This is a genomic window from uncultured Nostoc sp. (genome assembly GCF_964245575.1).
In the GTDB taxonomy this organism is placed as follows: Bacteria; Cyanobacteriota; Cyanobacteriia; order Cyanobacteriales; family Nostocaceae; genus Nostoc.
Genome location: NZ_CAXTNP010000092.1, coordinates 1 through 26363, shown reverse-complemented (window position 1 = coordinate 26363; position 26363 = coordinate 1). Strand labels below are relative to the sequence as shown.

Annotated in this window: 26 protein-coding genes; 13 read left to right on the top strand and 13 right to left on the bottom strand. The window is 40.9% G+C overall.

Going from position 1 to position 26363, the window contains the following annotated elements:
* Positions 1 to 17: 17 nt before the first annotated feature.
* Together ACFFAP_RS16515 and cas12k are read right to left on the bottom strand one after the other, a co-directional pair.
* Entirely contained in the window at positions 18 to 188 is a 171-nt protein-coding gene (locus ACFFAP_RS16515; protein ID WP_375512220.1) for a hypothetical protein, read from the bottom strand.
* Complete coding sequence (cas12k, locus tag ACFFAP_RS16510) at positions 181 to 1284, bottom strand: type V CRISPR-associated protein Cas12k (protein ID WP_375512219.1); 1104 nt, start codon at positions 1282 to 1284, stop codon at positions 181 to 183. Before cas12k ends, ACFFAP_RS16515 begins: the two co-directional genes overlap by 8 nt.
* Positions 1285 to 1352: 68 nt before the next feature.
* Between cas12k and ACFFAP_RS16505 the strand changes: the two genes are divergently transcribed.
* The 7 genes from ACFFAP_RS16505 to ACFFAP_RS16475 all read left to right on the top strand — a co-directional run bounded on the left by ACFFAP_RS16505 (position 1353) and on the right by ACFFAP_RS16475 (position 10592).
* A complete protein-coding gene (locus tag ACFFAP_RS16505; RefSeq protein WP_375512218.1) occupies positions 1353 to 1784 on the top strand; it encodes a MerR family transcriptional regulator in 432 nt (143 codons plus the stop codon).
* Positions 1785 to 1859: 75 nt separating this feature from the next.
* Positions 1860 to 4085, top strand: coding sequence for a DEAD/DEAH box helicase family protein (locus tag ACFFAP_RS16500; RefSeq protein WP_375512217.1), 2226 nt, complete (start codon positions 1860 to 1862; stop codon positions 4083 to 4085).
* A gap of 9 nt (positions 4086 to 4094) precedes the next feature.
* On the top strand, positions 4095 to 5747 hold the full coding sequence (locus ACFFAP_RS16495) for an N-6 DNA methylase (protein ID WP_375512216.1): 1653 nt from the start codon (positions 4095 to 4097) through the stop codon (positions 5745 to 5747).
* Entirely contained in the window at positions 5744 to 7042 is a 1299-nt protein-coding gene (locus ACFFAP_RS16490) for a restriction endonuclease subunit S (protein ID WP_375512215.1), read from the top strand. The genes ACFFAP_RS16495 and ACFFAP_RS16490 overlap by 4 nt, the downstream gene beginning before the upstream one ends.
* Before the next feature lie 24 nt (positions 7043 to 7066).
* Entirely contained in the window at positions 7067 to 9283 is a 2217-nt protein-coding gene (locus ACFFAP_RS16485; RefSeq protein WP_375512214.1) for a DUF3696 domain-containing protein, read from the top strand.
* Positions 9231 to 10313 (top strand): hypothetical protein, encoded by a 1083-nt coding sequence (locus tag ACFFAP_RS16480; RefSeq protein ID WP_375512213.1) that lies wholly within the window; start codon positions 9231 to 9233, stop codon positions 10311 to 10313. The genes ACFFAP_RS16485 and ACFFAP_RS16480 overlap by 53 nt, the downstream gene beginning before the upstream one ends.
* An 87-nt stretch (positions 10314 to 10400) precedes the next feature.
* Positions 10401 to 10592 carry a hypothetical protein gene (locus ACFFAP_RS16475; protein ID WP_375512212.1) on the top strand — a complete coding sequence of 64 codons (192 nt, stop codon included), beginning with the start codon at positions 10401 to 10403 and terminating at the stop codon, positions 10590 to 10592.
* Between the two features lie 112 nt (positions 10593 to 10704).
* On the opposite strand, the gene ACFFAP_RS16470 is transcribed toward ACFFAP_RS16475, so the two are convergent.
* The 4 genes from ACFFAP_RS16470 to ACFFAP_RS16455 form a co-directional block, all read right to left on the bottom strand.
* A complete protein-coding gene (locus tag ACFFAP_RS16470) occupies positions 10705 to 13212 on the bottom strand; it encodes a S8 family peptidase (protein ID WP_375512211.1) in 2508 nt (835 codons plus the stop codon).
* Positions 13205 to 14242: an AAA family ATPase gene (locus ACFFAP_RS16465; RefSeq protein ID WP_375512210.1), complete on the bottom strand. Its 1038-nt coding sequence runs from the start codon at positions 14240 to 14242 to the stop codon at positions 13205 to 13207. Before ACFFAP_RS16465 ends, ACFFAP_RS16470 begins: the two co-directional genes overlap by 8 nt.
* Before the next feature lie 123 nt (positions 14243 to 14365).
* Positions 14366 to 14512 carry a hypothetical protein gene (locus tag ACFFAP_RS16460; RefSeq protein WP_375512209.1) on the bottom strand — a complete coding sequence of 49 codons (147 nt, stop codon included), beginning with the start codon at positions 14510 to 14512 and terminating at the stop codon, positions 14366 to 14368.
* Positions 14509 to 14685, bottom strand: a complete 177-nt coding sequence (locus ACFFAP_RS16455; protein WP_375512208.1) for a ribbon-helix-helix protein, CopG family — start codon at positions 14683 to 14685, stop codon at positions 14509 to 14511. The genes ACFFAP_RS16460 and ACFFAP_RS16455 overlap by 4 nt, the downstream gene beginning before the upstream one ends.
* A 172-nt stretch (positions 14686 to 14857) precedes the next feature.
* Here ACFFAP_RS16455 and ACFFAP_RS16450 point away from each other — a divergent pair, with 172 nt between their 5' ends.
* From ACFFAP_RS16450 to ACFFAP_RS16440, 3 genes are all read left to right on the top strand, one after another.
* Positions 14858 to 15391 (top strand): hypothetical protein, encoded by a 534-nt coding sequence (locus ACFFAP_RS16450; protein WP_375512207.1) that lies wholly within the window; start codon positions 14858 to 14860, stop codon positions 15389 to 15391.
* A complete protein-coding gene (locus ACFFAP_RS16445) occupies positions 15388 to 15693 on the top strand; it encodes a helix-turn-helix domain-containing protein (protein ID WP_335080669.1) in 306 nt (101 codons plus the stop codon). The genes ACFFAP_RS16450 and ACFFAP_RS16445 overlap by 4 nt, the downstream gene beginning before the upstream one ends.
* A 159-nt stretch (positions 15694 to 15852) precedes the next feature.
* Positions 15853 to 16050, top strand: coding sequence for a hypothetical protein (locus tag ACFFAP_RS16440; RefSeq protein ID WP_334924422.1), 198 nt, complete (start codon positions 15853 to 15855; stop codon positions 16048 to 16050).
* A 152-nt stretch (positions 16051 to 16202) separates the two neighbouring features.
* Here the strand turns inward: ACFFAP_RS16440 and ACFFAP_RS16435 are convergent, their stop codons facing one another.
* The 6 genes from ACFFAP_RS16435 to ACFFAP_RS16410 all read right to left on the bottom strand — a co-directional run bounded on the left by ACFFAP_RS16435 (position 16203) and on the right by ACFFAP_RS16410 (position 21084).
* Positions 16203 to 16694 (bottom strand): TniQ family protein, encoded by a 492-nt coding sequence (locus tag ACFFAP_RS16435; protein WP_375512206.1) that lies wholly within the window; start codon positions 16692 to 16694, stop codon positions 16203 to 16205.
* A complete protein-coding gene (locus ACFFAP_RS16430) occupies positions 16694 to 17530 on the bottom strand; it encodes a TniB family NTP-binding protein (protein ID WP_375512205.1) in 837 nt (278 codons plus the stop codon). The genes ACFFAP_RS16435 and ACFFAP_RS16430 overlap by 1 nt, the downstream gene beginning before the upstream one ends.
* A 2-nt stretch (positions 17531 to 17532) precedes the next feature.
* Positions 17533 to 19248: a Mu transposase C-terminal domain-containing protein gene (locus ACFFAP_RS16425; protein ID WP_375512204.1), complete on the bottom strand. Its 1716-nt coding sequence runs from the start codon at positions 19246 to 19248 to the stop codon at positions 17533 to 17535.
* A 406-nt stretch (positions 19249 to 19654) separates the two neighbouring features.
* Positions 19655 to 20098, bottom strand: a complete 444-nt coding sequence (locus ACFFAP_RS16420) for an AAA family ATPase (protein ID WP_375512203.1) — start codon at positions 20096 to 20098, stop codon at positions 19655 to 19657.
* A gap of 180 nt (positions 20099 to 20278) precedes the next feature.
* Positions 20279 to 20806 (bottom strand): TniQ family protein, encoded by a 528-nt coding sequence (locus ACFFAP_RS16415; protein ID WP_375512221.1) that lies wholly within the window; start codon positions 20804 to 20806, stop codon positions 20279 to 20281.
* A 26-nt stretch (positions 20807 to 20832) separates the two neighbouring features.
* Positions 20833 to 21084: a hypothetical protein gene (locus ACFFAP_RS16410; protein WP_375512222.1), complete on the bottom strand. Its 252-nt coding sequence runs from the start codon at positions 21082 to 21084 to the stop codon at positions 20833 to 20835.
* Between ACFFAP_RS16410 and ACFFAP_RS16405 the strand changes: the two genes are divergently transcribed.
* Both ACFFAP_RS16405 and ylqF read left to right on the top strand, forming a co-directional pair.
* Complete coding sequence (locus tag ACFFAP_RS16405; protein WP_375512202.1) at positions 21050 to 21433, top strand: VOC family protein; 384 nt, start codon at positions 21050 to 21052, stop codon at positions 21431 to 21433. The genes ACFFAP_RS16410 and ACFFAP_RS16405 overlap by 35 nt on opposite strands.
* Before the next feature lie 31 nt (positions 21434 to 21464).
* On the top strand, positions 21465 to 22346 hold the full coding sequence (gene ylqF / locus ACFFAP_RS16400; RefSeq protein ID WP_375512201.1) for a ribosome biogenesis GTPase YlqF: 882 nt from the start codon (positions 21465 to 21467) through the stop codon (positions 22344 to 22346).
* Between the two features lie 27 nt (positions 22347 to 22373).
* Here ylqF and ACFFAP_RS16395 read toward each other — a convergent pair whose 3' ends face one another.
* Positions 22374 to 23858, bottom strand: coding sequence for a VanZ family protein (locus ACFFAP_RS16395; RefSeq protein WP_375512200.1), 1485 nt, complete (start codon positions 23856 to 23858; stop codon positions 22374 to 22376).
* An 815-nt stretch (positions 23859 to 24673) separates the two neighbouring features.
* On the opposite strand from ACFFAP_RS16395, the gene ACFFAP_RS16390 reads away from it, so the two are divergent.
* Complete coding sequence (locus ACFFAP_RS16390; RefSeq protein WP_375512199.1) at positions 24674 to 26326, top strand: adenylate/guanylate cyclase domain-containing protein; 1653 nt, start codon at positions 24674 to 24676, stop codon at positions 26324 to 26326.
* The last annotated feature ends 37 nt before the right edge of the window (positions 26327 to 26363 follow it).

The following is a 26363-nucleotide window of genomic DNA, read 5'->3' as shown; positions in this document are numbered from 1 at the left end:
TACTCTTTATTTGCCTTCTACGGGTTTATTCGGTCAGGTGCAAGATGTGAGTTAAGGTCGCCTTTGGCTTTTGTATTAGTGATAATTTTAGCGATTTCTTCAGCTTTCTCTTCCCTTACTTGATTCGTTCCTTCAGTCGTCCATAGGCGGGTATCTACAGAACAGTAGAGGGTTAAACGATTACACATTCCAAGGATCGCCTTTGCCTTCCTCTTCTTGCCAAGCAATACGCCCACTACGCAGGGTGAATAGGCTACTTGAGTGTTGATTTTTGCTATTTTTCTTAATTTGTTGATCTTCTAGGAAGCGTTGAAACCAGTGAAGGTGGCGAGAATCACAATACACTTGAAAACTATGCTTACTCAAACATTTGAATTTTACACAGATGCGCCCAAACTGGTTTTTAAACCAAGTCATGTCTTCGCTGGTTTCGTAAGCTACCGGGAAAGGTACTTTGCTAGATTGTCTTAAAAGGCTGTCTTGCCAAAATTTTGCCTCGGCTTCATTTGTTGGAACGTTATGAGTGGCAACAACAATAGTTTCTAACCATTTGGTATCGGTTAAATCTCGACCTTTGGGAATTCGTGTTTCTAGCTGTTCTCTGAGGCGTTCAATCTGAATTTCAAGTTTACGACGGCGTTGAGCAAATTTTTTAGCGTCTTCCTCTTTATCGTTGATTTTGCAACCATTTTTGAGCAAATAGCTGATAGCACAACGAGTCAAGTTATCTTCTGTCTTGCGATAGGACTCAAATAAGTTCTTTGATAAACTGTTGCTATCTGAATTTTGAGATTTTTTGCGCTTTTTAGCTTTTTTCCCATTTGTTGATTGAGTTTCAGCAGTATTGAGGAGAGTAAGTTGAACCAAAATTTCAGCAGCTTTGGTGCGAAGAGTATCTAAGCTGACACCACTACTTTCTACCAATTCAACATCACTTTTGAGCATTTCCAACCAGCGAATTTTGCCTTCTAGTTGGAACTGCGATCGCTTCATCAGGGCAAACCATGATTTATATATGTAGTTCACTAATGCGATCGCACTCGTATAAAACCGTCCAGGCTGACCAATAAAGCGAGGGTCAGTTTTCAAAGGTTCGCAGAGTTCTTTAACAATACTAGTGGGGTGTTTGCCCTTTTGTCGCCAAGTCTCAAACTCTGGGTGTTGACTTACCTGACGTAGTAGTTCATTAATCAGTGGCGTATTTAACTCCGCCATCAACTTCCATAGTTGGTGGCGTGATGATTCTGAGGCTACAAGACGACACTGAATAGTGATTTGGCTCATCGCTTTAAAACAATATTGTCTAATACTAACATAATTGTATTAAACAAGTCTTCTGTAAAATAAATTGTATGCAGGAGACATTTTTTACAAGCAAAGAAGCTGCTGAAATCACAGGCTGTACCCTTCGTCAGCTACAGTATTGGCGAGAGAGGGGGGTGATTGTTCCTGTAATCAGTGATACTGGTACAGGGCGTAGTATTTATTACTCAAAGTCCAATTTGCTGGAACTGGCTGCAATGTCATATTGGCTATCTGTGGGGTTAAGTTTTGACATAGCCAGCACCACGTTGAAAAAGCTGAAAGATCAAGAGCCGGAGTTATTTATTTCAGGTAAAGGTAAGCGGTTTATGTTGTTGTCCCAAGTACAGGAGCGTTCGCTTGAACTTGTGGAGTTTGACAGAAAAAAGGCGATCGCATCTTTGGATGCAGGTAAGCCTGTAATTCCGGTGTGGTTGGACGAAATTTATCAAAAGTTGGCGCTAAAGTTGGGAAAAAGTTAAAACTTCTGGGATAAAGCGGAAAAAGCACTGACGCTGAGGGCTTCGTGCTAACTTTGGTAAGACAGGAGTGATTTGATGAGCGACTTTAGCAAAGAGACAGACGCACGTATTAATATTGATGACCTTCTCCGCCAAGCAGGATGGAACCCGGCTGATAAATCTCAGGTAATGACTGAAGTTTCGGCTCAAATGGCAGATGGAAGAAGAGGGAGAGCTGATTATCTACTACTTGACCAAAGAGGTCGTCCGTTGGCTGTAATTGAAGCTAAGAAGCGTGCTATTGAGCCTTATGTTGCTAAAAATCAACCACTTCCCTATGCTCGGAAGTTGGAAGCACCGTTTATTTTCCTCAGTAATGGCGAACTGATTTATTTCTGGGACTATCAAAACGATGATGCCCGGATTGTCAATTCTTTTTTCTCACGGCGGGATTTAGAGCGATTGCTTGAAATGCGCTCAACCCGTCAACCTCTAGCTACTATTGAAATTCCTGAATATTACACTCGACAGGGTGAAACTCGCTTAGTCCGTCCCTATCAAAGGGAAACTATGCAAGCTATTGACCATGCAGTTGAATTGCGTAAACGGCGATTTTTACTCGAACTGCCAACTGGGACAGGTAAAACTGATTTAATTTGCCTGCAATTAAAACGCCTGATTCAATCGGGATATGCCGAAAAAATCCTGTTTTTAGTAGATAGAGAACAATTAGCAAAACAGGCATTAGAAGCAATTCAAGATGTTTTAAATCAGTATGGTAGCTACTGGCTCAAACCAAGTGTGATCCGGCAAGAGCAGCAAATTACAGTTTGCTTACTCCAAACAATGATTAGCCGATATCGGGAGTTTACTAGCGGCTATTTTGATGTTGTTGTAGCTGATGAATGTCACCGTTCGATTTATGGTGTTTGGCAGACTGCACTTACTCATTTTGATGCGTTTCATATTGGTTTAACTGCTACGCCAGCAGCTTACATTGAACGTAATACTTTTGATTTCTACAACTGCCGAAATGAGCAGCCAGATTTTACTTACTCTATTCAAACGGCATTTGAACAAAAGTATCTTATTCCCTATCGGTTCGCTACTGGCATAACTGAAATTATTGCTGAAGGTGCTGAAGTTGATGAGGTTTCTTATGACCCAGCAGACTTTGAACGCAAGTGGACTAATGAGGCCAGTAACCGCCTAATGATGCAGGAGTTTGATAGGCTGGCTTGGGAGAATTATCAAGAATTAGCCCCAGGACAAAAGATTGGGCCTGGTAAGTCAATAGTATTTGCTTTGACAAAAAATCATGCGGCAAGGTTAACCAGATATCTGAACGAGTTACATCCAGAATGTAAGGGGCGTTACGCTGAAGTAATTACAAGTGATGTTGCTAATGCAGATGATTTAATTCGTCAGTTCAAATATGAGGATTACCCACAAGTTGCAGTCAGTGTGGATATGCTCAATACTGGCTTTGATTGCCGGGAAATTTTGCATTTAGTTATGTGTCGTACAGTGCGGAGTCCAATTCTTTATCAGCAAATTCGTGGACGGGGGACAAGGACTGCGCCACATATTGATAAACGCAAGTTTGTTATTTATGATTTTTTCAGAAATCACGAATATTTCAATGATAGCGATACTGATATTTATGCCGAAACTGGTCGAGGTCATGTATCAACTAGAAGCAATCAGCAACTATCCCGTTCTCGGTCAGAATTAATTGAATTAGGACTTAGGGATAGATGGCAGCAATATGTCAGTTATGTAGAAGTAGGTACAGAAGGGGAACGGGTTGATAAACGGGATTATCTCACTAACTGGGAGCAAACTATCCAATCTGCTGTTAATAATGATCCAACACTCCAGAAAATTCGGGATGGAGAATTGTTGACGGAAACCGAAGAAACGGAACTGGTGCGGCGTTTGAATACGCCCCGGTACTATTTTAATGAAGAAAACCTGCGGCGAGCTTACCGCAATTATAATGGTAGCCTGATTGATTTTATTCGGGCTGCATTGGGAACATTAAAGATTAAAAGTCACGAAGAATCATTAGAAGAAAACTTTAGAGCTTGGTTGGTTTCTCACTCTTTCGCACCAGCCCAAGCTCAGTATCTTTCTTTGTTGAAAAATCGGGGTATTGCCAAAGGTCAGCTAACCATAGATGATTTATTCTTGCCACCCCTTTCAGTTCTGAATGCTGCTGGTTTAGGTATAGAACTGTTTGGTGAGCAGGGATTGCGGGATATTTTTGATGAACTAAACCGCTCTGTGTTCGCGGTGGATGCTACAGGTACAGAGGGTTAAGAGAAAAATATGGATTCAGAAATTCGTCGCAAACTCAAGCATATTACTGATACTTTATGGGCTGGTGGGGTAACAAATCCTGTCACCTATATTGAGCAGATTTCTTACCTGATATACCTGAAGCTGCTGGATGAAGAAGAAGCAAATCGGGAGTTACGCGATCGCCTCATGGGTAATAATGGTAATGCTAAATTACTATTTCCCCAGCAAGCAGAACGTTATCGCTGGTCAAAATGGCGTTTCAAGAGTGGTACTGAACTGCGCGACTTTCTGCGGGATGAAGTTTTCCCCTACATGGCGAATTCTTTGCTGAAAGATGAGCCAAAAGTGGCAGAGTATTTCCGGGATGCGGTTTTAGAAATTAATGACCCGAATGTTCTCAAGTTGGTAGTTGATGAACTCGATAACTTGGATTTCCTCAAAATGGGTCAGGATGTCAAAGGTGATATTTTTGAGTATCTACTAACCCATTTAGGTCAATCTGCACTTAATGGTCAATTCCGTACTCCCCGACAGATACGGGCGTTTATGGTGGAGATGGTTGACCCTGATTTGGGGGATACTATCTGTGATTTGGCTTGTGGAACAGCAGGATTTTTGATTGATAGTATTGAGTATATTTTGGCTAAGTACAGCGAAAATCCCATAGAAGTGCCGATTTACGGTGAGGATTGGCTGGAAAAACGGGGACTGACTTTGGCTCAAGCAAAACAGCAAATCCCCAATCTCCAGATTTATCGCAAAGGAAATGGGGATAGATTACCTGACTGGAAACTGTTGGAAGAGTCGATTTATGGCTTTGATGTCTCCCGCCAGATGATGCGAATTTCGATGATGAACTTGGTGCTGCATGGAATTCGCAACGCCAAGCTGAAAGTAGCAAATGTCTTGTCAGATATGGGGGGACTGACAGAAGATGATTTGCGCCGTCGCTATAAGGTGATGTTTGATAATCCCCCTTTTGCGGGAACGTTACCCAAAGATTCTATCCGTGCGGATTTACCGACAAATTCCAAAAAAAGTGAATTGCTGTTTTTGGCTGCAATCATGAAGTCTTTGGTAGCGGGTGGAAAGTGTGCGGTGGTTGTACCAGAAGGGTTACTGTTTGGTTCTACAGGCGCTCATGTGGATTTGCGTAAAAAACTGGTGACAGAATTTGATTTATTGGCGGTGGTTTCTTTACCTGCGGGGGTGTTTAAGCCATATACGGGGGTGAAGACGGCGGTGCTGGTAGTTCGCAATCCAATGGAATCTGCGGTGCGTCAGGTGAATCAAGTTTGGTTCTATGAAGTTAAAAATGATGGTTACGATCCTGATAAGATTTCCGGCGGGGGTAGACCGGAAACGCCAGAACTTAATGATATTCCGAATTTATTAAAGCAGTGGAAGGTTTATCGGGAGTCGGGTTTTGTGCAACCTCCAGGTTTTGAAAAGGGGGAGTTGCTGAAGCCGGGAAGTGATGAACCCCGATGCTGGTGGGCATCTTTGGAGACTATTGCCGAAAATGATTACAATTTAGCTGCTGGGCGTTATAAGCCACAGGTAACTGAGACTGTTTCTGATGATGATCCAGTTGAGTTGATTCGAGAAGTTTTGGAAATTGAGAAATGTATTGCATCTGGTTTGGAAAAGCTGCTTCATGATCTGGAGGCAGTTTCATGAAGTGGCCTATTGTACCTCTTTCTATTGCAGCAAATATTAACCCTCGAAATCGAGAATGGACTAGCTTACCTGATGAAACAGAAGTAACTTTTGTGTCGATGTCTGCTGTTTCAGAGAAAACAGCTTCAATAGTTTTTCCAGAAATTCGTACTTTAAGTAAAGTTAGACGTGGATATACGCCTTTTCAAGAAAATGACATCCTCTTTGCCAAAATTACTCCTTGTATGGAAAATGGCAAGGCAGCTTTAGCGAAAAATTTAGTTAATAGTTTGGGATTTGGTTCAACTGAGTTTCATGTTCTAAGACCTAATAAATCAGTCCTGCCTGAATATATCTATTACTTTATAAGACAGCAAAGTTTTCGCAATTTAGCTAAACAAAGTATGCGTGGCGGTGTGGGACAGCAAAGAGTTCCAGAGGATTTTCTTAAAACTTATTACCTACCCCTCCCTCCTCCCTCTGAACAACGCCGTATAGTTGAGATTCTAGATCAAGCTGATGCACTGCGAAAAATGCGGGCTGATGCTGATGCTAAAGCCGATCGCATTTTGCCTGCGCTATTCATAAAAATGTTTGGTGAGCCGTCAACTTGGACAGATATAAATACTGAAACTCTAGGGAGTTTAGTAAATATTCAGAGTGGGGGAACACCGTCGAAAAAAAATCCAGATTATTGGGATGGAGATATTCCTTGGGTATCTCCCAAAGATATGAAGCAAGATATAATTTTTGATTCTATTGAGCATATATCTCAAAAAGCAATAGCAGAAACGAATATAAAATATGTAGAGTCAGGTGCAATCTTAATTGTAGTTAGGGGAATGATTCTAGCGCATACCATTCCTATTGCATTAGCAGCTAATCGATTAACAATTAATCAAGATATGAAAGCACTTTATCCTAACTGCAATGATATTGATTCAACATATCTACACGCTGCATTAAAAGCATCTAGCCGTAAAATATTGTCCCAAGTGGGTACAGCAGGACATGGGACAAGAAAATTTGATACTGATGAACTACTCAATCTGCCAATTTTAATTCCCTCTCAGGAACAGTTGAAGAAATTCCAGATAGCAGTTACAGAGTGTAGAGTAAGTTTGGCTGGTATTAGTAAAACGAAAGAAAAACTAGAAAAATTATTTGATGTTCTCCTTTATCGTGCTTTTTCTGGAGAACTCACAGCAAAATGGCGAGAAGCACACATGAAAGAACTGCTTGCAGAAATGGAGGAACAAGCAAAAGCTCTAAATTTGAGGGATAACGCAGATTTTCAGCAGCTTTCCCTATTGTGATAATACTGGCTCATTAATATTTATATGCCTAAAAAAATTCTCTTAGTAACAGTTGGAAAATCTCCCGCACCTATTGTTAAAGCAATTCAGCATATACAACCGGATCAGATTGTATTTTTATGTAGCGAAAACTTCAAGTCCCAAATCATAGGCGAAGGGCTTCCTTGTGAAATTATTCACGGAAATCTTGTTAAAAGATACCCAAACATTCCTAAGCTAGTGGAGTTAGGCGATCGCTTTCAGCCAGAGCGCGATCTAAAGATTATTCAAAACCCGGATGACTTAACTGAATGCTATGAAGTGGCAGTAGCAAGCATTATTAGGTTAAAACAGTTACAACCAGACAATAACCTTTACGCAGACTACACGGGTGGAACTAAAACGATGTCTTTAGGTTTAGCTTTAGCATCACTAGAGCATAGCGTTTCCTTGCAAGTCAATAGCCCTGTGTCTCTCAAGACAGTAACTCATGCCCGTCTAGAACTGGTTGCTAATTCTTTTACTACAAAATTACCAAAAAGAAAATTATTAACATCCAATGCCTTAACCGCTTTACGAATCGGTAACTTCAAAGCTTTCGCTGATCAACAATACATCCCGCTTCGTCCCCTCACCTTGATTTTTGGAGCTAACAGTTCAGGAAAATCCAGCATCATTCACAGCCTTTTGTTAGCACATCACGCTATTAAAAATAGAGAATTGGACATCTACCGTACAGAAGCCGGGGGTGATTCTGTTGATTTGGGAGGTTTTGGGCAATATGTTCATAAACGCGATCGCCGTAGTCAGGTAGAGTGGTCAGTAGATATTGACCCTAAACAGCTAAGTACACTAGATCAGGGTTTAGTTGACCTTTTACAACCAATTAAAAAGCTGACTGTAGGTGTTGGGATTGGTACTCGTTTAGGAAAAGGAAGGGTAAGAGTACGGTCTTTCTTTATCGAAGCCGATGACAGACGAGTTTTAAGCATGAGTTCTCGCCCTCAAGGAAAGCTTCAGTTAGATCACCTCGATTACCAACACCCAATTCTCAGTAACTTAATTCAAGCAATTTTAGAGGCGAATACATTTACCCTGAAAGTAACTCCAGAGGATCGGGAGAAAATTGAGAAAGCGATCGATGAACTTGTCCCAGAGATTACAGCACAAGTTTCTCGCTTACTACCAACAAAAATTCAAGTTGGAGATGACGGGGACATCTTAATTCCCAAACTTAATCCCAAGCCAGGACAACAAGAGGATTTAGCTGATACTCTGCGTCTGATTCTACCTTACAGACTCAGCGAATTGATTGGAGCAATTACCGAGACTGTAGAACGAGATATTGGAAAACTAAGATATTTAGGGCCATTTCGCACCTATCCACCCCGGCATTTTGCGTTTTCTCGGCAACAAGATGCTAACTGGTATGCTGGCGGTGGTTATGCTTGGGACATCCTCCTAAATAACGCTGAAGTTCGCCAAAAGGTGAATGCTTGGCTGGGAGATAGCAACAGGATGAAGTCCCCTTATGAGCTAGTAGTGCGTAGTCTTTTGCCAGATTCTCAACTTGCTGCTGAACTTTATCCCCGAATTGCCAAAAGTTTACACGATTTAACCACTAAGCTGATTGTCCATGCTGCTGGATTTGGGAGTGATATTCAAGAAGAGATTGAACGGCTAAGAGGTGATGTTGAAGCTGCGGCTATTGACCTGAATTCTGATAGTGTTCTACCCGAAGTTGAAGAACTGGTTTCCATGCTCACTGATACTGATAGCTTATCAGAAACCTGGGTACAGGAGATGACTTCAGGAGGCGATCGCATTTCAGATTTAGTCCTGATTGACAAGAGAACTAAAACAGCAGTCAGTCACCGGGACGTAGGCATTGGCATTAGTCAAGTTATTCCGATTCTAGTATCTTGTTATGGTCTATCGGATGCGTTGGTTGCCATTGAACAGCCAGAAATTCATCTACATCCTAGACTCCAGGCTGAACTAGGTTCTGTATTTGCAGAAAGTATTAAACCTCCATATAACAACAGATTTCTTCTAGAAACTCACAGTGAGCATCTCATGCTCAGGCTACAAAAACTGATTCGTGAAGGACAGTTAAAACCAGAAGACGTTTCAGTGATTTATGTTGATTCCAACTCAGAAGGCTCACAATGCTTAGAATTAAGGCTAGACGAAGAAGGCGACTTCATTGATGAGTGGCCAGACGGATTTTTTGAAGACGATTTTAAAGAAATATTTTCTTGATATGCTTTTTAGAACTATTGTTTCTCCCTCTGTATTCAATGGATTACCTGACGATGTGTCAGCACAAAAATCATTTTGTAGCACCAATATTCAATTGCTGTATGATTTGACAGAAAATTGTGTTGTTCTGTTAGATAGTGATAAATATATATCGAATGCAATCATTGAAGCCATAGAAAAATGGCCAGTTGAATTTAGAAAACCTGCTAAAGAATTAATAAAGCAACTGAGAATAAAAAATCGTTTTGTTATATCACCCAAAGAGTATACATTATGTTCACAGTGTAATATTGATTATTGTAAGCAGTGTATTGGTATTGCCTTAACTTGTTCCCCCAATGCTATTTTCACAACAGAAGATTGCTGTCAATGTGTAAAAAATCAAAGTTTACCAATTCGACCAATTGATACTGCCGAATACTCAATATCAAGATTTTTTCAACATAGACGGCAGATTTCGCCACTCACACTCAATGATAGAGAGTGGAATCAAGAAAAATTTGAAGAGCAAATATTAATACCATTATTCAGAGATGCTAAACATATTAAAATCTATGACCGGATGATTGGACGAGCGACGAAGAACTTCATTCCAGAACACTATAAAACTACGCTGGAATGGGTTTTTGATATTTTTTTACAAGAATCATCATCTCGAACTGGACGAATTTTTGAGGTGTATAGCGGTCTAGATACTAGATATTTATCTGATCAGGAAATAATTGATATAAAAAACTTGCTACGCCAGTTTGAGGCTGAGATGAAACGAAGATATAGCTTTGATTTTACACTAAAACTCAAAGAAGAGTCTGGACGTGGGCAAGAGATGCCTCATGCTAGATACTTGATTACAGATCAGATAGGAGTCTTGATCGAACGTGGATTTGATCTACTGTGGACTGATCAACAGATGAGAGACAATGGACTTAACCCCAGTAGCGATGATCGTCCTATTCGGGATGTAACTATTTCTAGAATTTTAGAGCCTAATAAAATCGAGTCTGTAGTGCGGAGATTGCCAGATTTGTAATAATTAGGATATCAATGTCACTTTACCATTTCCGTGAACGGCAGAAAGCGCCTTTGACAGCAATCATTCGCCTGCAACACCGGAATTTTGAATCTAGCGCCACAGTTTGGACATTCTGACAGCAAACTTAATTTGTGGCGATCGCATCTTTATAAGAACCATCAAACACTTGTTTACTGTTTGGTAGGTTTTATAGTAGAGACTACCAGTAAGCATCTCATGTATTGCTGTAACCTGATTGGTTCAGCAGGGATTAGGATTCATGGAGCGATCGCTTGATGGTGTAGAGTTTGGCTTGGAAAGTGCGATTACATCCTTAAAAACAAGTCAAGTTAAAATTCCAGTGTCTTATAAAGTTATACTACGCTGACTCTCATTGCCGGATTATCAATCAAACTCTTCCTCGTAGTCGCTCTTGCTCTCTATCACTTCTCTGATTAATCTGGAGTCTCATCCGATTATATAGATTAACTTGCGGATCGGAATGACTAATGGAAGCTACTAAAGCATAACGTTGCATTTCTATTTCATCTGGATTTGCCCATTTACGGTTACAACTCACAATTAAGATCATGTTTCCTTTATCATATTTAGTGGATTGAGGAAAGATTTTTACTTGTCCCCTTTGTACCGTTCCTTTTTTCCGAAGGTTAGAACCAGGAGATAAATCGACCAAGATGCCAGAACCATTGTTTTTCTTCAAATTTTCCATTGATATTTCTGCAAATTTATCAGGGGCATCTGTTTTGCTAGCATTTACATAAGCATTCACGATACTTTCGCGGTCAATCCCTTTAAAAAGATTGAATTCCATCGTGACTCCTAAATATGAGTCTCCACGAGTAGGACGAGTTGGTGGATCAAATACTAAGGTGATTGATAATATACGAGTACCTTTTACTTCAAAAAATTCAGGCGGCAATTGAGGAATTTCATAAATATGAAACTTGCCTACTGGAATCAAGATATTGTCTTCTGATAAAACAACGTAATTCTCAGCAGAATACATTGCACGTTCCAAATCACTCTGTCCATAGCCATAAATTGCTAGTTGGTTCTCAATTTGCTTTGTGTTTTGACTCTGGGATTGGTTACTGTTACATTGAAATTCGGGTGGAATTTCTTTAGGAAGAACCGCAGAGTTAACAATAAGGGCCCGAATTAGATTAGAACTAGCATCTGGATATTTTGTAAAAAGTTGAGCAGCAAGGTTAGCAACACGAGGCGCAGCAAAGCTCGTACCACTACAGATATGAAATAAAGAACTGTTGAAATTTTTGGATAGAGTTAGAATAGAAACACTAGCTATACTATCTGGCAATACATTGACTTTAGGTAGACCTAGACTTTCTCGATAACTGAGGTCTAACACTAAATCTCCACCAAAGTCCACAACATCAGGTTTAATCATCCCATCTACGCCAAAGCCAGTTCTGGTAAATGGAGAAGGGTACCCTGATAAATTTGCGATCGCCTGACGACGAACATCAGAAGGTTCTGTAATACTACCGCGACCAAATGATAAAGAACCTACGGTCAATGCAATTGCTGAAGTTGCTGGATCAATAATTCGAGCGCTCTTGTTCAGTAGATAATTCGGGTAATCAGTTAGTAATTGCTCATTTGACTCTGCTTCTTCATAGAAAGCATTTCCAGCTGAAATTACAAACACAATGTTTTTATGCTGGTATTGATACGCAATTTCATCTATCTTGGCAGCTAGCCGAAACTGCTTCAGACCATCTCGGTAAATTTGTTCATCATTACCTAGCGAGATATTTATGACTTTGCAATTAGGATACTGTTCAATAAAAGCATGAATGGCTTCATCAAGTTGAGTTTCTAAGAGAAGATCCTCATCATATTTGTTATTCTCATCTGTTACACGAGCAGAAAATAACCAAGCTGTTGGATCGAATGAACGTTGTTTAATGCAGTTCTCAACATTTCCATAAATAGCAATTCCAGCGACACTTGTACCATGTCCATGTACATCGTCAGGGCCACCTTGTATAACTTTCCGTTTTGCATCTGGGAATACTTCAGCCTCACCCAGTACCGGAGCAATCAAAGGATGACCACGCGGTACGCCAGAGTCGATAACAAGAATCCCACAATTATCTTCAGGTGGGGGAACAACTTCGGGAAAATTGGAAATTGGCAGATTATAGTCAGCAGTTGTCTCAAAAGCAGGTTGGGGAGGGCGATCAATTTCTTTAACAATTTCCTCTAGCAGCAAAAGATTTAAAATTTCGTCAGTAACTTTAATCCGAGCAATACAGAGATAGTCACCTATGTAGCTATCACTCATTCTCATAGGAGCAGTATCGCTGGTTAAACTTTCTAGGACATCGGCAATATCATCTAAATACTTTCGCATTTCTTTGCGATCGCCTGTGTGCCAGAGTTCTAAATCTAAAGCAGCAAGCTCACCAGGTTCTACAGGCTTTAGTTCTAACAGACGACCAATTCGATCTTCAGCTTCGAGGGGAACTAGCTCATCGATTGCCCCCAAGTACTCATATTTGAGGCCTTCTTCAATTTGGCTGTAATTCTCTAACCGCTTCTTGAATTCAGTTAGCTCATTGTCAGATGAAAACACAACAATAGCTTTATTAGGTTCACGTGCTAGGACATTAAGTCCTGTTTGAGTTACCAAGTTGTCTGACAAAGAATAATTTTTAGCAATTTTGATTTTAAAAATCAATTTTGGGTCAAGACGGAAAGGACTGGTCTTTTGCTTAACAGGATCAATTAGGGTAGAAATTTGATCTAATAGCTGCTTACCGTGTTCACTAACATTAGTACGTTTTGTACCCCCAAAACCACCAGTAGATCGCCGAGGTAATTCAATATTTATTATTCTCGGTAATTTCAGGTGTTCAAACTGACTACCCATTGTGGTTCGACGTAAATAATTCTCTTGAGTTTGCTATTATACTTTGTCTTTCTAAATAACGCCCTATCGCTACCTCTAAATCATCAGCAGTCAAGGTACGTTCACCCCGTAGAATCACGGCTTTAATCGCATCAGAGCAAATACGCTCTATATCTGCCCCAGTAGCGTTCTCAAGTCGAGCAGCAAAGGCAGACAGATTAATAGCAGTATAACGGATAGCAGATAAGTAACGACTTAAAAGAGCCGTCCGCATTTCAAGCGATGGGTTATCAAAGAAAATAACTTCATCAAATCGTCGCCAAACGGCACTGTCTAGCAGTTTCTCATGATTGGTGGCTGCGACAAATATGCTTTGATTAGTCGCATTATCGATAAGTTGTAGCAAGCTATTCACTAAGCGTTTGACTTCACCATGTTCATTTAAGTTATCGCGATCACGGGCGATCGCATCAAACTCATCAAACAAAACAAGCCATTCTCCCTTTTCAATGTAGGAAAAAATTTTCTGAAGATTGGTTGCAGTTTCACCTAAGTAAGACGAGAATACTGCCGTTAGGTTCACATAAACGAGTGGCAGCCCTAGTGCGCTGGAGAGGACTTTTGCAGTTTGAGTTTTGCCACAGCCAGGTGGGCCACAGAATAGCAATTTGTTTTTGGGCTTGAGGTTATAGGCTGCGAGTATGTCTTGCTTACGGTTTTCGAGAACGATTTCTTGCAGCGTATCAAAAATTTTCTCACTCAGGACGATGTGATCCCATGTAAGATCGAATTGTTTTACCTCAAGTAAGGCAAGCCCAGTATCTTTATCTTTAGGAGGTTCAGAAAACTGGTTGCTCTTAGGCAGGTTAGAAGCTAGGGGTTTGGTGTATCCATTGCCATTTTGGAGCAGCTTTTCTAAATCTCTAGCAAGTAGAATGTGGTTTTTATTCTTTTCTTCCTCAATAAGTTCCATAGCCGCAGCCAAAAACTCTTCTCTCTCATTGCGAGAGAAGCTTCTGAAGAGTTTTCTGAGAATTTCGCCACGTGCCATACTTTAGAACCGAGATTGGATACTTTATGTACCCTAATTGATTATAGTATTTTTGTACTATACAGAGTTTAAAGACCTAAAAGACCATCTACCTTAGCACTGAAATATTACACTTGACAGGAATCATTCCTCAAGTTCTCTAACTGAGGCAGCCTTTTCTACTGGATTGCCTAGTTGCTTTTGCTCCATCTTCTTTTTCCCAGAATGTGGGTTCATAGCAAAGACAACTAAATATGTCTGGCGACAAGCCGCTACGCATCTACGCCTCATTTCCCTTTTTCCTGATTCGGTGGAATTATCCCTTCTGCCTGCGCTTGTTTAACGGCTCGTTTGAGAATTAACACTGCCATTTGCGACAAAGAACGCTCCTCTGCATCCGCAAGTTGTTGCAGAGCTTCTTTGTCTTCTTCTTCCATGTAAATACTGACTACAACTTTCCCCATGTGACTATCATCAACTTATCTATGTGTTTCTATATTAAATCAATAAAAACACATAAATAAAACTAAATAAACATTAAAATTATGTATAATTACTGATAAGTCAAAAGCCAGCGCTCAACTTTTGCAGGGAAGACGCTGACTTTTGGCCCCCTCTATACAGGAGACATATTCCATGTTAAAGCCTGTTTGCGACAAAACAGATGAACATAGAAGTTATCTACAAGCTTTAGATGACTTCGGTATTGCTCAACTATTGGCGAAACTCAGCGATTACTGTGAACAGCAAGAACAAGAAACTTTAGCGGTGGTACTGATTGCTCAACTAACCCAGAGCATTGACGCTGAACTGATTGCTAATTACTTGAGTGCGTTGGCTTTGAGCGATGCCAAAGGCATCGCTCAAAATCACCAAGATTTATTTCCAGAGTTCATTAACCAGAAACTTTTTGTTGATTTACCCGGCGATTTTCCTGATACAGCGAAAACACCCCGCTTTTTGTACGGCGATAGATTACGCTGGCTTGGTTCTAATACCGACTGGGGAATAGTGATCGGCAGATTTTACAGTTTTGCTCCCCATCTTTGCTGCTGGACATGGTGTTACCTAATTTGGTTAAGCAAAAACAGCCCCAGTGCAGCTTGGACATCTGCCGATTTTGCTTGGGAAGAGGATCTAGAACCACTGGAATCGGAGTCAGTGTTATGACTAATCCCCGTCCTTTGCAAGAACGTGAGCAAAACCTGATTGACCTTTACAGCCATTGTCAACTAGGAATGACACCCAATAAATTTTATGCCAAATGGGATGTTAATCATGAGGCGATCGCCCGAATTTGCTCCCGTTCAGTTTCAACTGTCCGGCGCTGGTTCTCTAAAGGGCGCAACTATCGCCGTCCCATGCCTTCCGATTTACGCCATCTTGCTCTGATGGATTTTCTACTAGAAGGCTTTGAGGGTATTCCTGAAGAACTCTTAAAAAAGGTCTGTTTCCCTAATCGGCATAAATAGGAATTGAAAAGTTAGCAAATTTCAATATCAACCTGACATTTCTTTACCAGCCACCCTCACACTAGGGTGGCTTTTGTCTAGGAAATTTTTGAACCAGAATTTGAGTTTTATTCAACCTAAATTAGCCAGCTAAATCACAAGTATTGTCAAGAGAATATTATGACCTACGTGGAAAAATTAAATCCTTGGTGTGTAGTCCGCCATTTTCCCACTATGCAACACCAAATTGTTGCCCGTTTTCGTCGCCGGAGTTACGCTGAGGCTCATTTACAAGCTCTGCGCCGACTCGTACCAAGCGTGACTTTCACAATTATTTTTAATCTGGAAGTGGAGCAGTCAGACCAAGTTGCCCCATAAATATCACATTCAGAAAGTAAACTGAATTTGTGGCGAACCTCTTTCAGAGGAGCTAACGCTCTTAAGCACACTACCGCTAACGCATTGTAATCAAATATTCTTTTGCAGGTCAACGTCGTTTCATAATATAGGATTATCATTCAATAATGCTTCTAACACTTTGCCATATCGACAAACGGCGTAAAACACCTCTGACACCACGCATCCATCCATAGTGCTGGAACCTTAAACCTAGCCCCACAGTTGGGACATTCTGAAAGCAAGCTTAACTTGTGGCGATCGCATTCCTGCGTTACCTTTAACTGCCACTCAATCTTGTGACAAGGCGACTCAGCATAACAAGCAGCACATAAACGAATCGGCTCCATTTTCATCCCTACCCCAGCAGATGGCAACATCTGCGCTAACCTGTCAGCATCAACTCCTACCACAGTAGCTAAAGCTTCCAACTGCTGGTGAGACGGTGGGGGATTAAACCGAAACTTTTCCCATTTTGCGATCGCACCTCCCAGTCCTGCTGCTTTACCTAATCCAGTAGGGGTTAAATCATTTGCCCGTCGAAAACGTCCCAAAAAATGACTCAGGCTTTCTCCTTGATATGGTTGAACTCTAAACAGCCAAGGCTTAATATTTTCTACTTCCATCACTTGTATTCAGTAGCTACTTCCTTCAAAGTTTCCAAATCAACTTTTTGCAGTCCCTTTTTTAAAGCCCGGATTGCAGTCTCTCGCAAAATCATATCCATCAAACCGATATAACCTCCAGTTGCTTCCCCCAACGTCTTCAACATCGTCTTACTCGAAAGGTTGGAAGCAACTGGCAATCTGAGTATTTGCTTCTCCCAAATATCCACGGTTCGCTTAAAGTCTTCCCCTGACATCTTCCCAAAACGGTGACAAGACCGAAAACGGTTGTAAACCTGCTCATCCCGCTTAATTACTGCATCTAAGCGGTCAGTTCCCACCAAAATCACTGCTATTTCCAACCTGTCAAAAATATCACGCACTTCCGCAAAAGTTTTCGGCTTAAAACGGTCAGCTTCATCAATAATCAACATCTCCACCCCGCAACCTTTAAGAACCCGCAGTGTTCTATCTCGAATTTCTGCTACTGTTCCTTTAGTTACTTGATATTTCAAATGCTCCATAATTACCCCAAATAATTCTTTAGCACCGCACTCCTGGGGAATTTGGATATAAGCCACAGGTACAGTTGGGGGCTTTCCTGCAACTTGAGAGGGTTTATTCCTAAGCCTATAGGCATCACAACCCATAGTTTTACCTGTTCTTGATTCACCTACCACACGACCAGACTGCCGTGATTGGCGCTTCCCTTCCAGCCAGTCATGAAGAATTTGTACTTGTTCCAGTGGAACATAACCTTTACGATTTAATCGCTGAATTTCCTCTTGCAATTTCTCGCTATTAACGGGAATATTGCCCAATTGTTTGGCGATCACTTGAGCTTCTTGTAAAGTCATTTTTACCACCCGTAATCTTCACGCATTTGTTCGTAATCAAATACTTCTGGCATCTCTGACTCAGTTTCGCTGTCAATAGATACCACCTCTACTACTTCCTCTAGCTCAACAGGTATAAGTTGTTTAGCTTTTTTGACCTCAGCCTGTTCTACTTTTTGGCGCTCTTTTTTGGTTTTCTTTTGAGTTTGGAATGTTTCGCGTTCCCTAACTTCTGCCAAAATTGACCGATTACTCACAGCCTTACCCGCTTCCCGCACTTTACGGCTGCTAGCTTTTGCTTCATCTAGAGATAGTTCTTCTGTCTCCAAATCTTGAGCATAAGCACGAGCAATAAATACCTCTTTATCCCCTTCTGTGCAATAAACCAAAATCGTTGTGATATCTCTGGGGTCATATCGCAACACAACACTTTCGCCTGCGTAACCCGCTAAAAGTTCACCTCGATACATCAAGTTTTCAAATTGCAGATATCCCCCGCGTTGAATTTGTCGCCGTGTTTGCTTCATTAGGCAAATATCCAAATCCCTCTCGGAAAGTAAATCAGGGGAAGCAATTAAACCAGATTCCCAACGTTGAAATCTTGTCTGGTCGCCCATTCGAGCGTCAAGTCGCTGGTTATAGTTATCAACGATGTAACGTACCAACGTTTGCTCTAACTGCCGCAACGTTAAGCAAGCTTCTTTCTCCGCTTCCTCTGGTCGCTCTTGAACGTTTGAACCTGTGTATCCTTGTAAAGTTGAGAATAATTCTGTGTTTAGAGTTTTAAATGGACGTTCAACACTACCACCTTCACTAGGGCGATCGCGCAAATGACAAACAAACCCTAACTGCACTCCTATTTGCTGTAAATGGTTAGAACGAAAATCTATACCCCCATCCGTATAAAAGTGTTGCGGCAAACCAGAAGTACCCCATTCTTCGTGAAGTCCATATTCTGAACCATATTGCTTAGGCAAAATTGCATGACGTAGCGCCAAAGCTAGAACCTGAGAACTTGGTGCATCGTAACCCAAGTTAATCCCCATAATGCAGCGCGAATAACTATCAATAACCGTTGTTAACCAAGGACGACTAAGAATTTTGCCATGCTGATCTACTAATAAAACATCAACACGGGTATGGTCGCATTGCCAAACTTGGTTACTATGTTCTATCTGTAAATCTTTTCCATCACGGGTTTTAACTGATAAGCGCGAACCACGCCAACCCGGACTGCGAATACTTTTAGCTTGTTCAATTTTATCTATTAACGGTTGTAAAATTCGGTAAACCGTCATGTGGGAAGGAGGTTTAACTCCCAGTTCATCAGCCTTTGCCTTAACTTTGATAAATACCTGTTGGCGAGTCATCCTTTTACTTCCCTTATTACCCTCCTTATAGGTATTCAAAATAAACTCTTGCCAGTTTTCATCAACTCGGTGCTTCCCTTTATCCAGGCGTTGATTTTGCGCCAGTCCAGCCAAACCCTCCTGTTCCCATTTCTCTACTAGCCGTCGTACTGTACGTACTGACTTACCAAGCTTTTCTGCCGCTTCCTTGAGCTTTTGAGTATATGTAGTGTGATCGCTATTTTCTAAAAGACTTTGAATCACCTCTATTTTCAGCAAAGTTTCATCCGAAAGTTTAGAAACAATAACGTTTGCTTCAGCAAGATCGTTATTAACATCTGCGGAGCTTGCCCAAGTTGTAGAAGTTGTAGAAGATTCTGTATTCTGCATACTATGTTTTATCAAAACATAGTTGTATTATACTAGTAAATTGACAAATAATTTGTTAATTTATGCAAAACCACTATTTTCCAGGTTTCTGGGAAGTGACAATTAAAATGCGAAATTTCAGCTATTTGACATCTAATTTGTTAATACTGAGTTGGAGGGGTATTACTGTCTTCAATAGCAAAACCCCTGATATAATCCTTGCTATATCAGGGGTTTAGGTATTTTGAATTTTATGACAATATTTTGTTAAATTGACAAATAATTAGTTAATGTACATTTGGACACCTAAGTAAACCTCAAAAAATAAATTCTATTAAATCTAAAATACATTGTTTGAGGTGGTTGTCGTGTGGTCACGAGAATATCCCTGTGTGATTACAATCGGATTATCTGAGATTATTTCTATTTATGAGCTTTGTTTAGTCGCATTATCGATAAGTTGTAGCAAGCTATTCACTAAGCGTTTGACTTCATCATGTTCATTTAAGTTATCGCGATCGCCCGCGATCGCATCAAACTCATCAAACAAAACAAGCCATTCTCCCTTTTCAATGTAAGTAAAAATCTTCTGAAGATTGGTTGCAGTTTCACCTAAGTAAGAAGAGAATACTGCCGTTAGGTTCACATAAACGAGCGGCAGCCCTAGTGCGCTGGAGAGGACTTTTGCAGTTTGAGTTTTGCCACAGCCAGGTGGGCCACAGAATAGCAATTTGTTTTTGGGCTTAAGGTTATAGGCTGCGAGTATGTCTTGCTTACGGTTTTCGAGGACGATTTCTTGCAGCGGATCAAAAATTTTTTCACTCAGAACGATGTGATCCCATGTAAGATCGAATTGTTTTACCTCAAGCAAGGCAAGCCCAGTATCTTTATCTTTAGGAGTTTGCTCCCCATCTTTGCTGCTGGAGTTGGTGCTACCTAATTTGGTTAAGCAAAGACAGCCTCAGTGCCGCTTGGACATCTGCCGATATTGCTTGGGAGAAGGATTTAGAACTACTGGAAGAAGAGCCAGTATATGACTAATCCCCGCCCTCTACAAGAACGTGAGCAAAACCTGATTGACCTTTATAGCCATTGTCAACATAAAACACCTTTGACAACAACCATCTACCCACAGTGCTGGAACCTTAAATCTTGCCCCACAGTTGGGACATTCTGAAAGCAAGCTTAAGTTGTGGCGATGTCTGCGATGGGCTTCTTTACGAGACGCTACACGAACGCCTACGCATCCCAGTGTCACTTTCAACTGCCATTCAATTTTGTGGCAAGGCGAGTCAGCATAACAAGCAGCACATAACCGAATCGGCTCTATTTTCATCCCCACCCTAGCAGGCGGTAACATCTGCGCTAACCTATCGGTATCAACCCCCACAACCTTAGCCAAAGCCTGCAACTGCTGGCGAGATGGTAGGGGATTAAAGCGAAACTTTTCCCATCGAGCGATCGCACCTCCAAGCCCTGCTGCCTTACCTAAGCCAGTTGGGATTAAATCATTTGCCCGTTGAAAGCGTCCCAAAAAATGACTTAGGCTTTCTCCATGATATGGTTGAACTCTAAACAGTCAAGACTTAATATTTTCCACTTCCATCACTTGTACTCAGCAGCTACTTCCTTGAAAGTTTCCAAATCAATTTTTTGCAGTCCCTTTTTTAAAGCCCGGATTGCAGTCTCTCGCAGAATCATATCCATCAAACCGATATAACCTCCAGTTGCTTCCCCTAACGTCTTCAACATCATGTAAGTCAAAAGTTGAAAGGGCGATAGGCAAATATGGTTTTCCAGTACACTAACGCATTTGTCACCTATGGTTTTCCAGTACACTAACGCATTTGTCACCATAGCATCGGTTAATTACGAAAATTTAGTGAATTTCTATACCAAATTGCTGGAGCAAAAGCCAATTCTTTTGATTCCGAATGTCTATGCTGAGTTTAATTTAGTTAGTATGCGTTTAGGTATTTTTAAACCCAAGAACACAAATGAATCGGAATTTGAAGGGATTGCCAAAAGTAAGATAAGTTTGTGTTTAGAGGTGAGTCACTTAGAAGATGCGATCGCTCACCTAACTGCTTTGGGCTATCCCCCGTCAGGAGACATTTCCATTGCTGACCACGGCAGAGAAATTTATGCCTATGACCCTGATGGCAATCGTCTGATTTTACATCAAGCCATAGTGAATGATAATTGATAAGTAATAATAATTTATTTGGTAATTGACTATGGCCATAACTCAAAACTATAGATTAAACCTGATTCAATGGTATCCAGGTCACATTGCGAAAGCTGAAAAGAAGCTCAAAGAACAGCTGAAGCGCGTAGATGTAGTGTTTGAGGTACGAGACGCCCGGATTCCCTTAGCGACTCACCATCCCCAAATAGGGGAGTGGGTAGAGGGTAAGACACGGGTGTTGATACTTAACCGAGTAGATATGATTACGCCGCAAATGCGATCGCTGTGGATAGATTGGTTTAAACGTCAAGGAGAAATCCCTTATTTTACCAACGCTCAACATGGTAAAGGTATAGCAGAAGTGGCGCGGGCAGCGCAAGCTGCTGGAGTAGAACTCAATCAAAGAAGAAGCGATCGCGGCATGTTACCCCGTCCAGTCCGGGCTGTGGTGATTGGTTTTCCCAATGTCGGTAAATCAGCTTTGATTAACCGCCTGTTGGGACGGCGAGTAGTCGAAAGTGCAGCTCGTCCTGGGGTAACTCGCCAACTACGTTGGGTGCGAATTTCCGAACATTTGGAATTGCTAGATGCACCTGGTGTCATCCCTCTAAGGTTGGAAGACCAAGAGGCAGCATTGAAATTAGCCATTTGTGATGATATCGGTGAAGCATCTTATGATAACCAATTAGTAGCAGCAGCCCTAGTGGATTTACTCAACTACTTGGAAGCTGTAGCCACAGATTTGTTACCAAAGAAACCATTACAGTCCCGTTACCAGATCGATTCGACATCAGACACCGGTGATATCTATTTGCACGCCTTGGCGGAGCATCGTTACAAAGGTGATATAGAGCGAGCTGCAAGGCAACTTTTAACAGATTTTCGTAAGGGGTTGTTGGGTGAAATTAGTTTGGAATTACCACCCAATTAAATAAACGTGACACAAAAGGAAAAATTGTTAATTTCTCATTTTTAATTGAGCAGCCCGCACTCTCAAAATCAACATAGTTCCTCCTGTAAATAACATACCCAGTAATAGGGTTTTTAGGCTGAGGTTTTTACCGCTCTCACTTACTAAAATACCTTCCAATATTAGAGAAGGTATTAATATCCCCCCAGGAATCAATAACTTAGAAAGTATCAATCTTCTTTTGGCTAGAAGAGTTAATATCGTTAAGTAAAATCCTAGAGGAACAAAAGTTAGTGCATAGTAAAAAATTCTCTGATTTTTAGGCATCAACTCCAATAAATTCAAAGAATAAAAGTTCTGTAATTTGTCTACATATACTTGAATAGTTGCTCTGGAATAAGTGATGATTATGTGGTGAGGATTAGTGTCTGTAAAAATATTAGGTATATTCAGTGTTAAATCTGCTCCATTTTCTCCAGTCATTGGCGTTCTTAATCGAAAATCTAAGTTATTCCCCTGCTGTCCCAGCGTCAAATTGCGACGTAGTGAATTGCCGGAAATTGAAATAATGCGGGCAGGGCCAAACTGCTCTGAGTTGGCAGTAGTAAGGGTAGTGCTGAGTGTAAATTCAGATGTTTTACTAATTCTTTTGTTGAGAGTTGTGACAGGAGTAGCTGTTTGTAGCCAATGATTAGAACTCAAAACAACACCTTTACCTTCCTGTGTATCCAAGGGTTGTCCTTGCCACAATAGTTCTGGCAATTGTCCAGTCTGTTCTTTATAGCAACATTTTCCCTTTAATTGATAATTAGCTAGTAGAGAATTACCAAGATTATTAAAGTAACTTGAATCAGCTAATCCTTGTGCTACCTCATTTGTTGAGATGGCTCGATCAGCAATATAAATTTCAGACATGTATCCTTGCCAAGGTCTATCCCTCGTCTGTTCGTTACCAATCAGCAGGGGATAATTTGCATCCCAATTACTCAAATTTATTGTATTCTGCCACAACAGCGAAATCATGAATGTCAAAAATATATATCCAATGCAAAATACTACTATCTGTTTAATTGAGCGGCTAGCTCTACTGTTTTCTATCTGTGCAACAGTTTTTTTAAAGCTTTGACTATTCCATAGATAAAAGCAAATAAAACCAAGAAATCCACCAATACTATTGTTCAGAATATCTGATGGAGTAGGCATTCTTGAAGGTAGAAATACTTGCAAGACTTCAACTGTCAACGATAAGCCAGCACTCACCAAGGTAACCATGCAAACTTCCACTCTTGTTTTTATCCTTCTTTTCTGCAAGAGTCTAGTGAAGCCGAAACCTAAAGGCATAAACAGCAAAAAATTATTTACCTGGTCTTGAAAATTACTAGCATTGTTAAAACTGGCAAAAATTTCTGGCAGGGAAAAACTATCTGGGATGGAAAAATTAAATGGATAAAGTGTAGCCAATAGTATTAATAAAATGCTGCCAAGGACAATTAGCAAATTAGATAATTGAAGAAAAATCGGGCGTTGATTCATTTGGGTTTGTGTTACTCTACTGAATAGTAATGGATAGCACTAAAGGTAATTATTTCCAATAAATCAATTATTCTTGAGAGTAAGCAGCTAAAGTTTTTTATTAATTGTTCGTGCTAAGGATGAATTAATAATTACCAAGAATATAGCAATCCGATTTGATTCGGTGAATTACTCGTAGAGACTGGGGACACAACGAGTGCGCTCAGTGCATCGCTCAATACTAGGAAGAAGGAATAAAGGTGTACTGAGTTTTTTTCACGCAATCAAATATGAGTCCTATAGATGCTTAAAGCTACTTTTTAACTGCACGCAATATCAACGCTGCTTTTATATTATTTACTAGTAGATAATTATGATCACTAAATTATGAAGAATTCATCAAGCTATTATGAAAACTACATATAGTTGGGTTTGGGCTTAAGTTGACACTAATCGGAGATGTACGTTACTCTTGAGAGTTTTATCAAGACAGGAGTGAGGCGGTGCGGTTTGAGGAAACTTCTAGACGCTCGTTTTGGCCTACAGCCCTTCTCCTAAAAAAGACGCTACGAGTACCTTGCTTCCACGTTGGCGTAGTCGTCCCGCTCTTAAGTGGTACAGGCATCCTACGGCGGGCGTCTCCCCTTGACAACGGGATTCAAACCCACTCTGAACTGAATCTCTAGCAAAATTGCCTCCTTCAATCAATGTAATATGTGTCACATACAGTTGTCGGAATGCAATTAACAGTGTCATAAAGAAAAGGTGAAGGTTAACCTGTAGGGTATAACTTACTTTAGAGTTGCTTGCACCTCTAGCTTCGATGGATCACACTCATGACTGAACTCACGCTACGCCTACAAGAGGGAGATACCGAGACAACGATCGCAGTTGATCAAGATATATTCACAATTGGCCGTTTGCCGGAATGTAACCTGTACTTACCTTTTGCTGGAGTATCTCGCAACCATGCCCGCTTGCTGAAAACAGCTGACGGTGTGTGGACTATTGAGGATCTGGGTAGCAAAAACGGGACGCAAGTAAATAAATATCTTGTTAACTTTCCCCAAGAGTTACATCATGGCGATATCATTTGGCTGGGCAATGTTAGCCTGCTAGTGCTGCTCACAAGCCCTGTTTCCCAACAGACACTTGGGTATTCTGGAACTTCGGACATTAATGAACAAAGAACAATCCTTCACAATGTCGAACAATTACAACAGCAATGGATCGCAGCTGATAGCAAAGATGGCAACATCAACAATAAAGACAAAACCATTGCCCGTCTCAAAGACTTAGTGGACATAGCTAAAAATCTTTGTGCCGCGGCGTCTATAGAAGAGATTTTTTCTCAAGTGCAGCAAGTGGTTTTTCGTTACCTTGATAGTATTGATCGCTTGGCATTATTAATTGATGTTAATGGTTGCGGTCAATTAGAATTAGTCAATGCTGCTACTAGAAATATTTCCCAACAAAAACATCTCCCCTCTGATGGAAGTTGGATTAGTCGTAGTATCTGTCAAAAGGTATTTGACGAAAAAGTTGTCATTCAAACCGCCGATACCCAGCAGGATGAACGGTTTGCTAGTGAACAGAGTATTTTGGTCAAAGGCATTCGCAGCGCGATGGCAGTGCCTTTATGGGATGAAAATAAAGTTGTGGGCGTACTGTATGCCGATGCCAATTTTTCTTCTTACCATTGGGCAAATGAAGGCGAAGAAGAACTCAGCTTTTTTTCAGCTTTAGCAAACATTGTGGCTTCTAGCGTCCAGCGTTGGCTACTGGTAGAGAAACTCAAAACTGAAGAAATGATTCGTCATCGACTAGAACGCTATCATTCTCCAGCAGTTGTGCAGCAGTTGATCTCTGTAGGTGCATTACCGGATGGTCGTTTAGCTCCCACCGAGAGCGAAATCAGTATTTTGTTTGCAGATTTGGTTGGCTTTACGGCAATTTCTGAGCAGTTAACGCCAACTGCGATCGCCCAACTATTAAATAATTTATTTGAAGAAATGCTAAAAGAAATCTTTACTTGGGGCGGCACTTTAGATAAATATATTGGCGATTGTATTATGGCATTTTTTGGCGCTCCAGAACCGCAACCAGATCACGCCGATCGCGCTGTTGCTGCTGCACAGGGAATGCTTACTCGTCTCGAACATCTTAATGCCAACGGTTTTTGGCACGAACCGCTTCAATTACGTATTGCTATTAATAGCGGTAAGGCTGTTGTGGGAGATGTCGGTAGTTCCCAAAGGGTAGATTATACGGCATTAGGCGCGACGATTAATCTTGCTGCTCGCATGGAAGCAGTTTGTCCCCCTAGTGAATGCGTGATTAGTCAAGCCACTCATAAAATGCTTTCATTACCTTCAGACTTTGAGGAAATGGGAGATTATCGTTTCAAAGGTATTGAGCGATTAGTTAAGGTTTACCAGACAAAATTGCAGCCAATGCCAACAATTATTAATCCATTTATTAATCTTTAGGTATTGGGTATTGGGGATTGGGGACTGGGGACTGGGG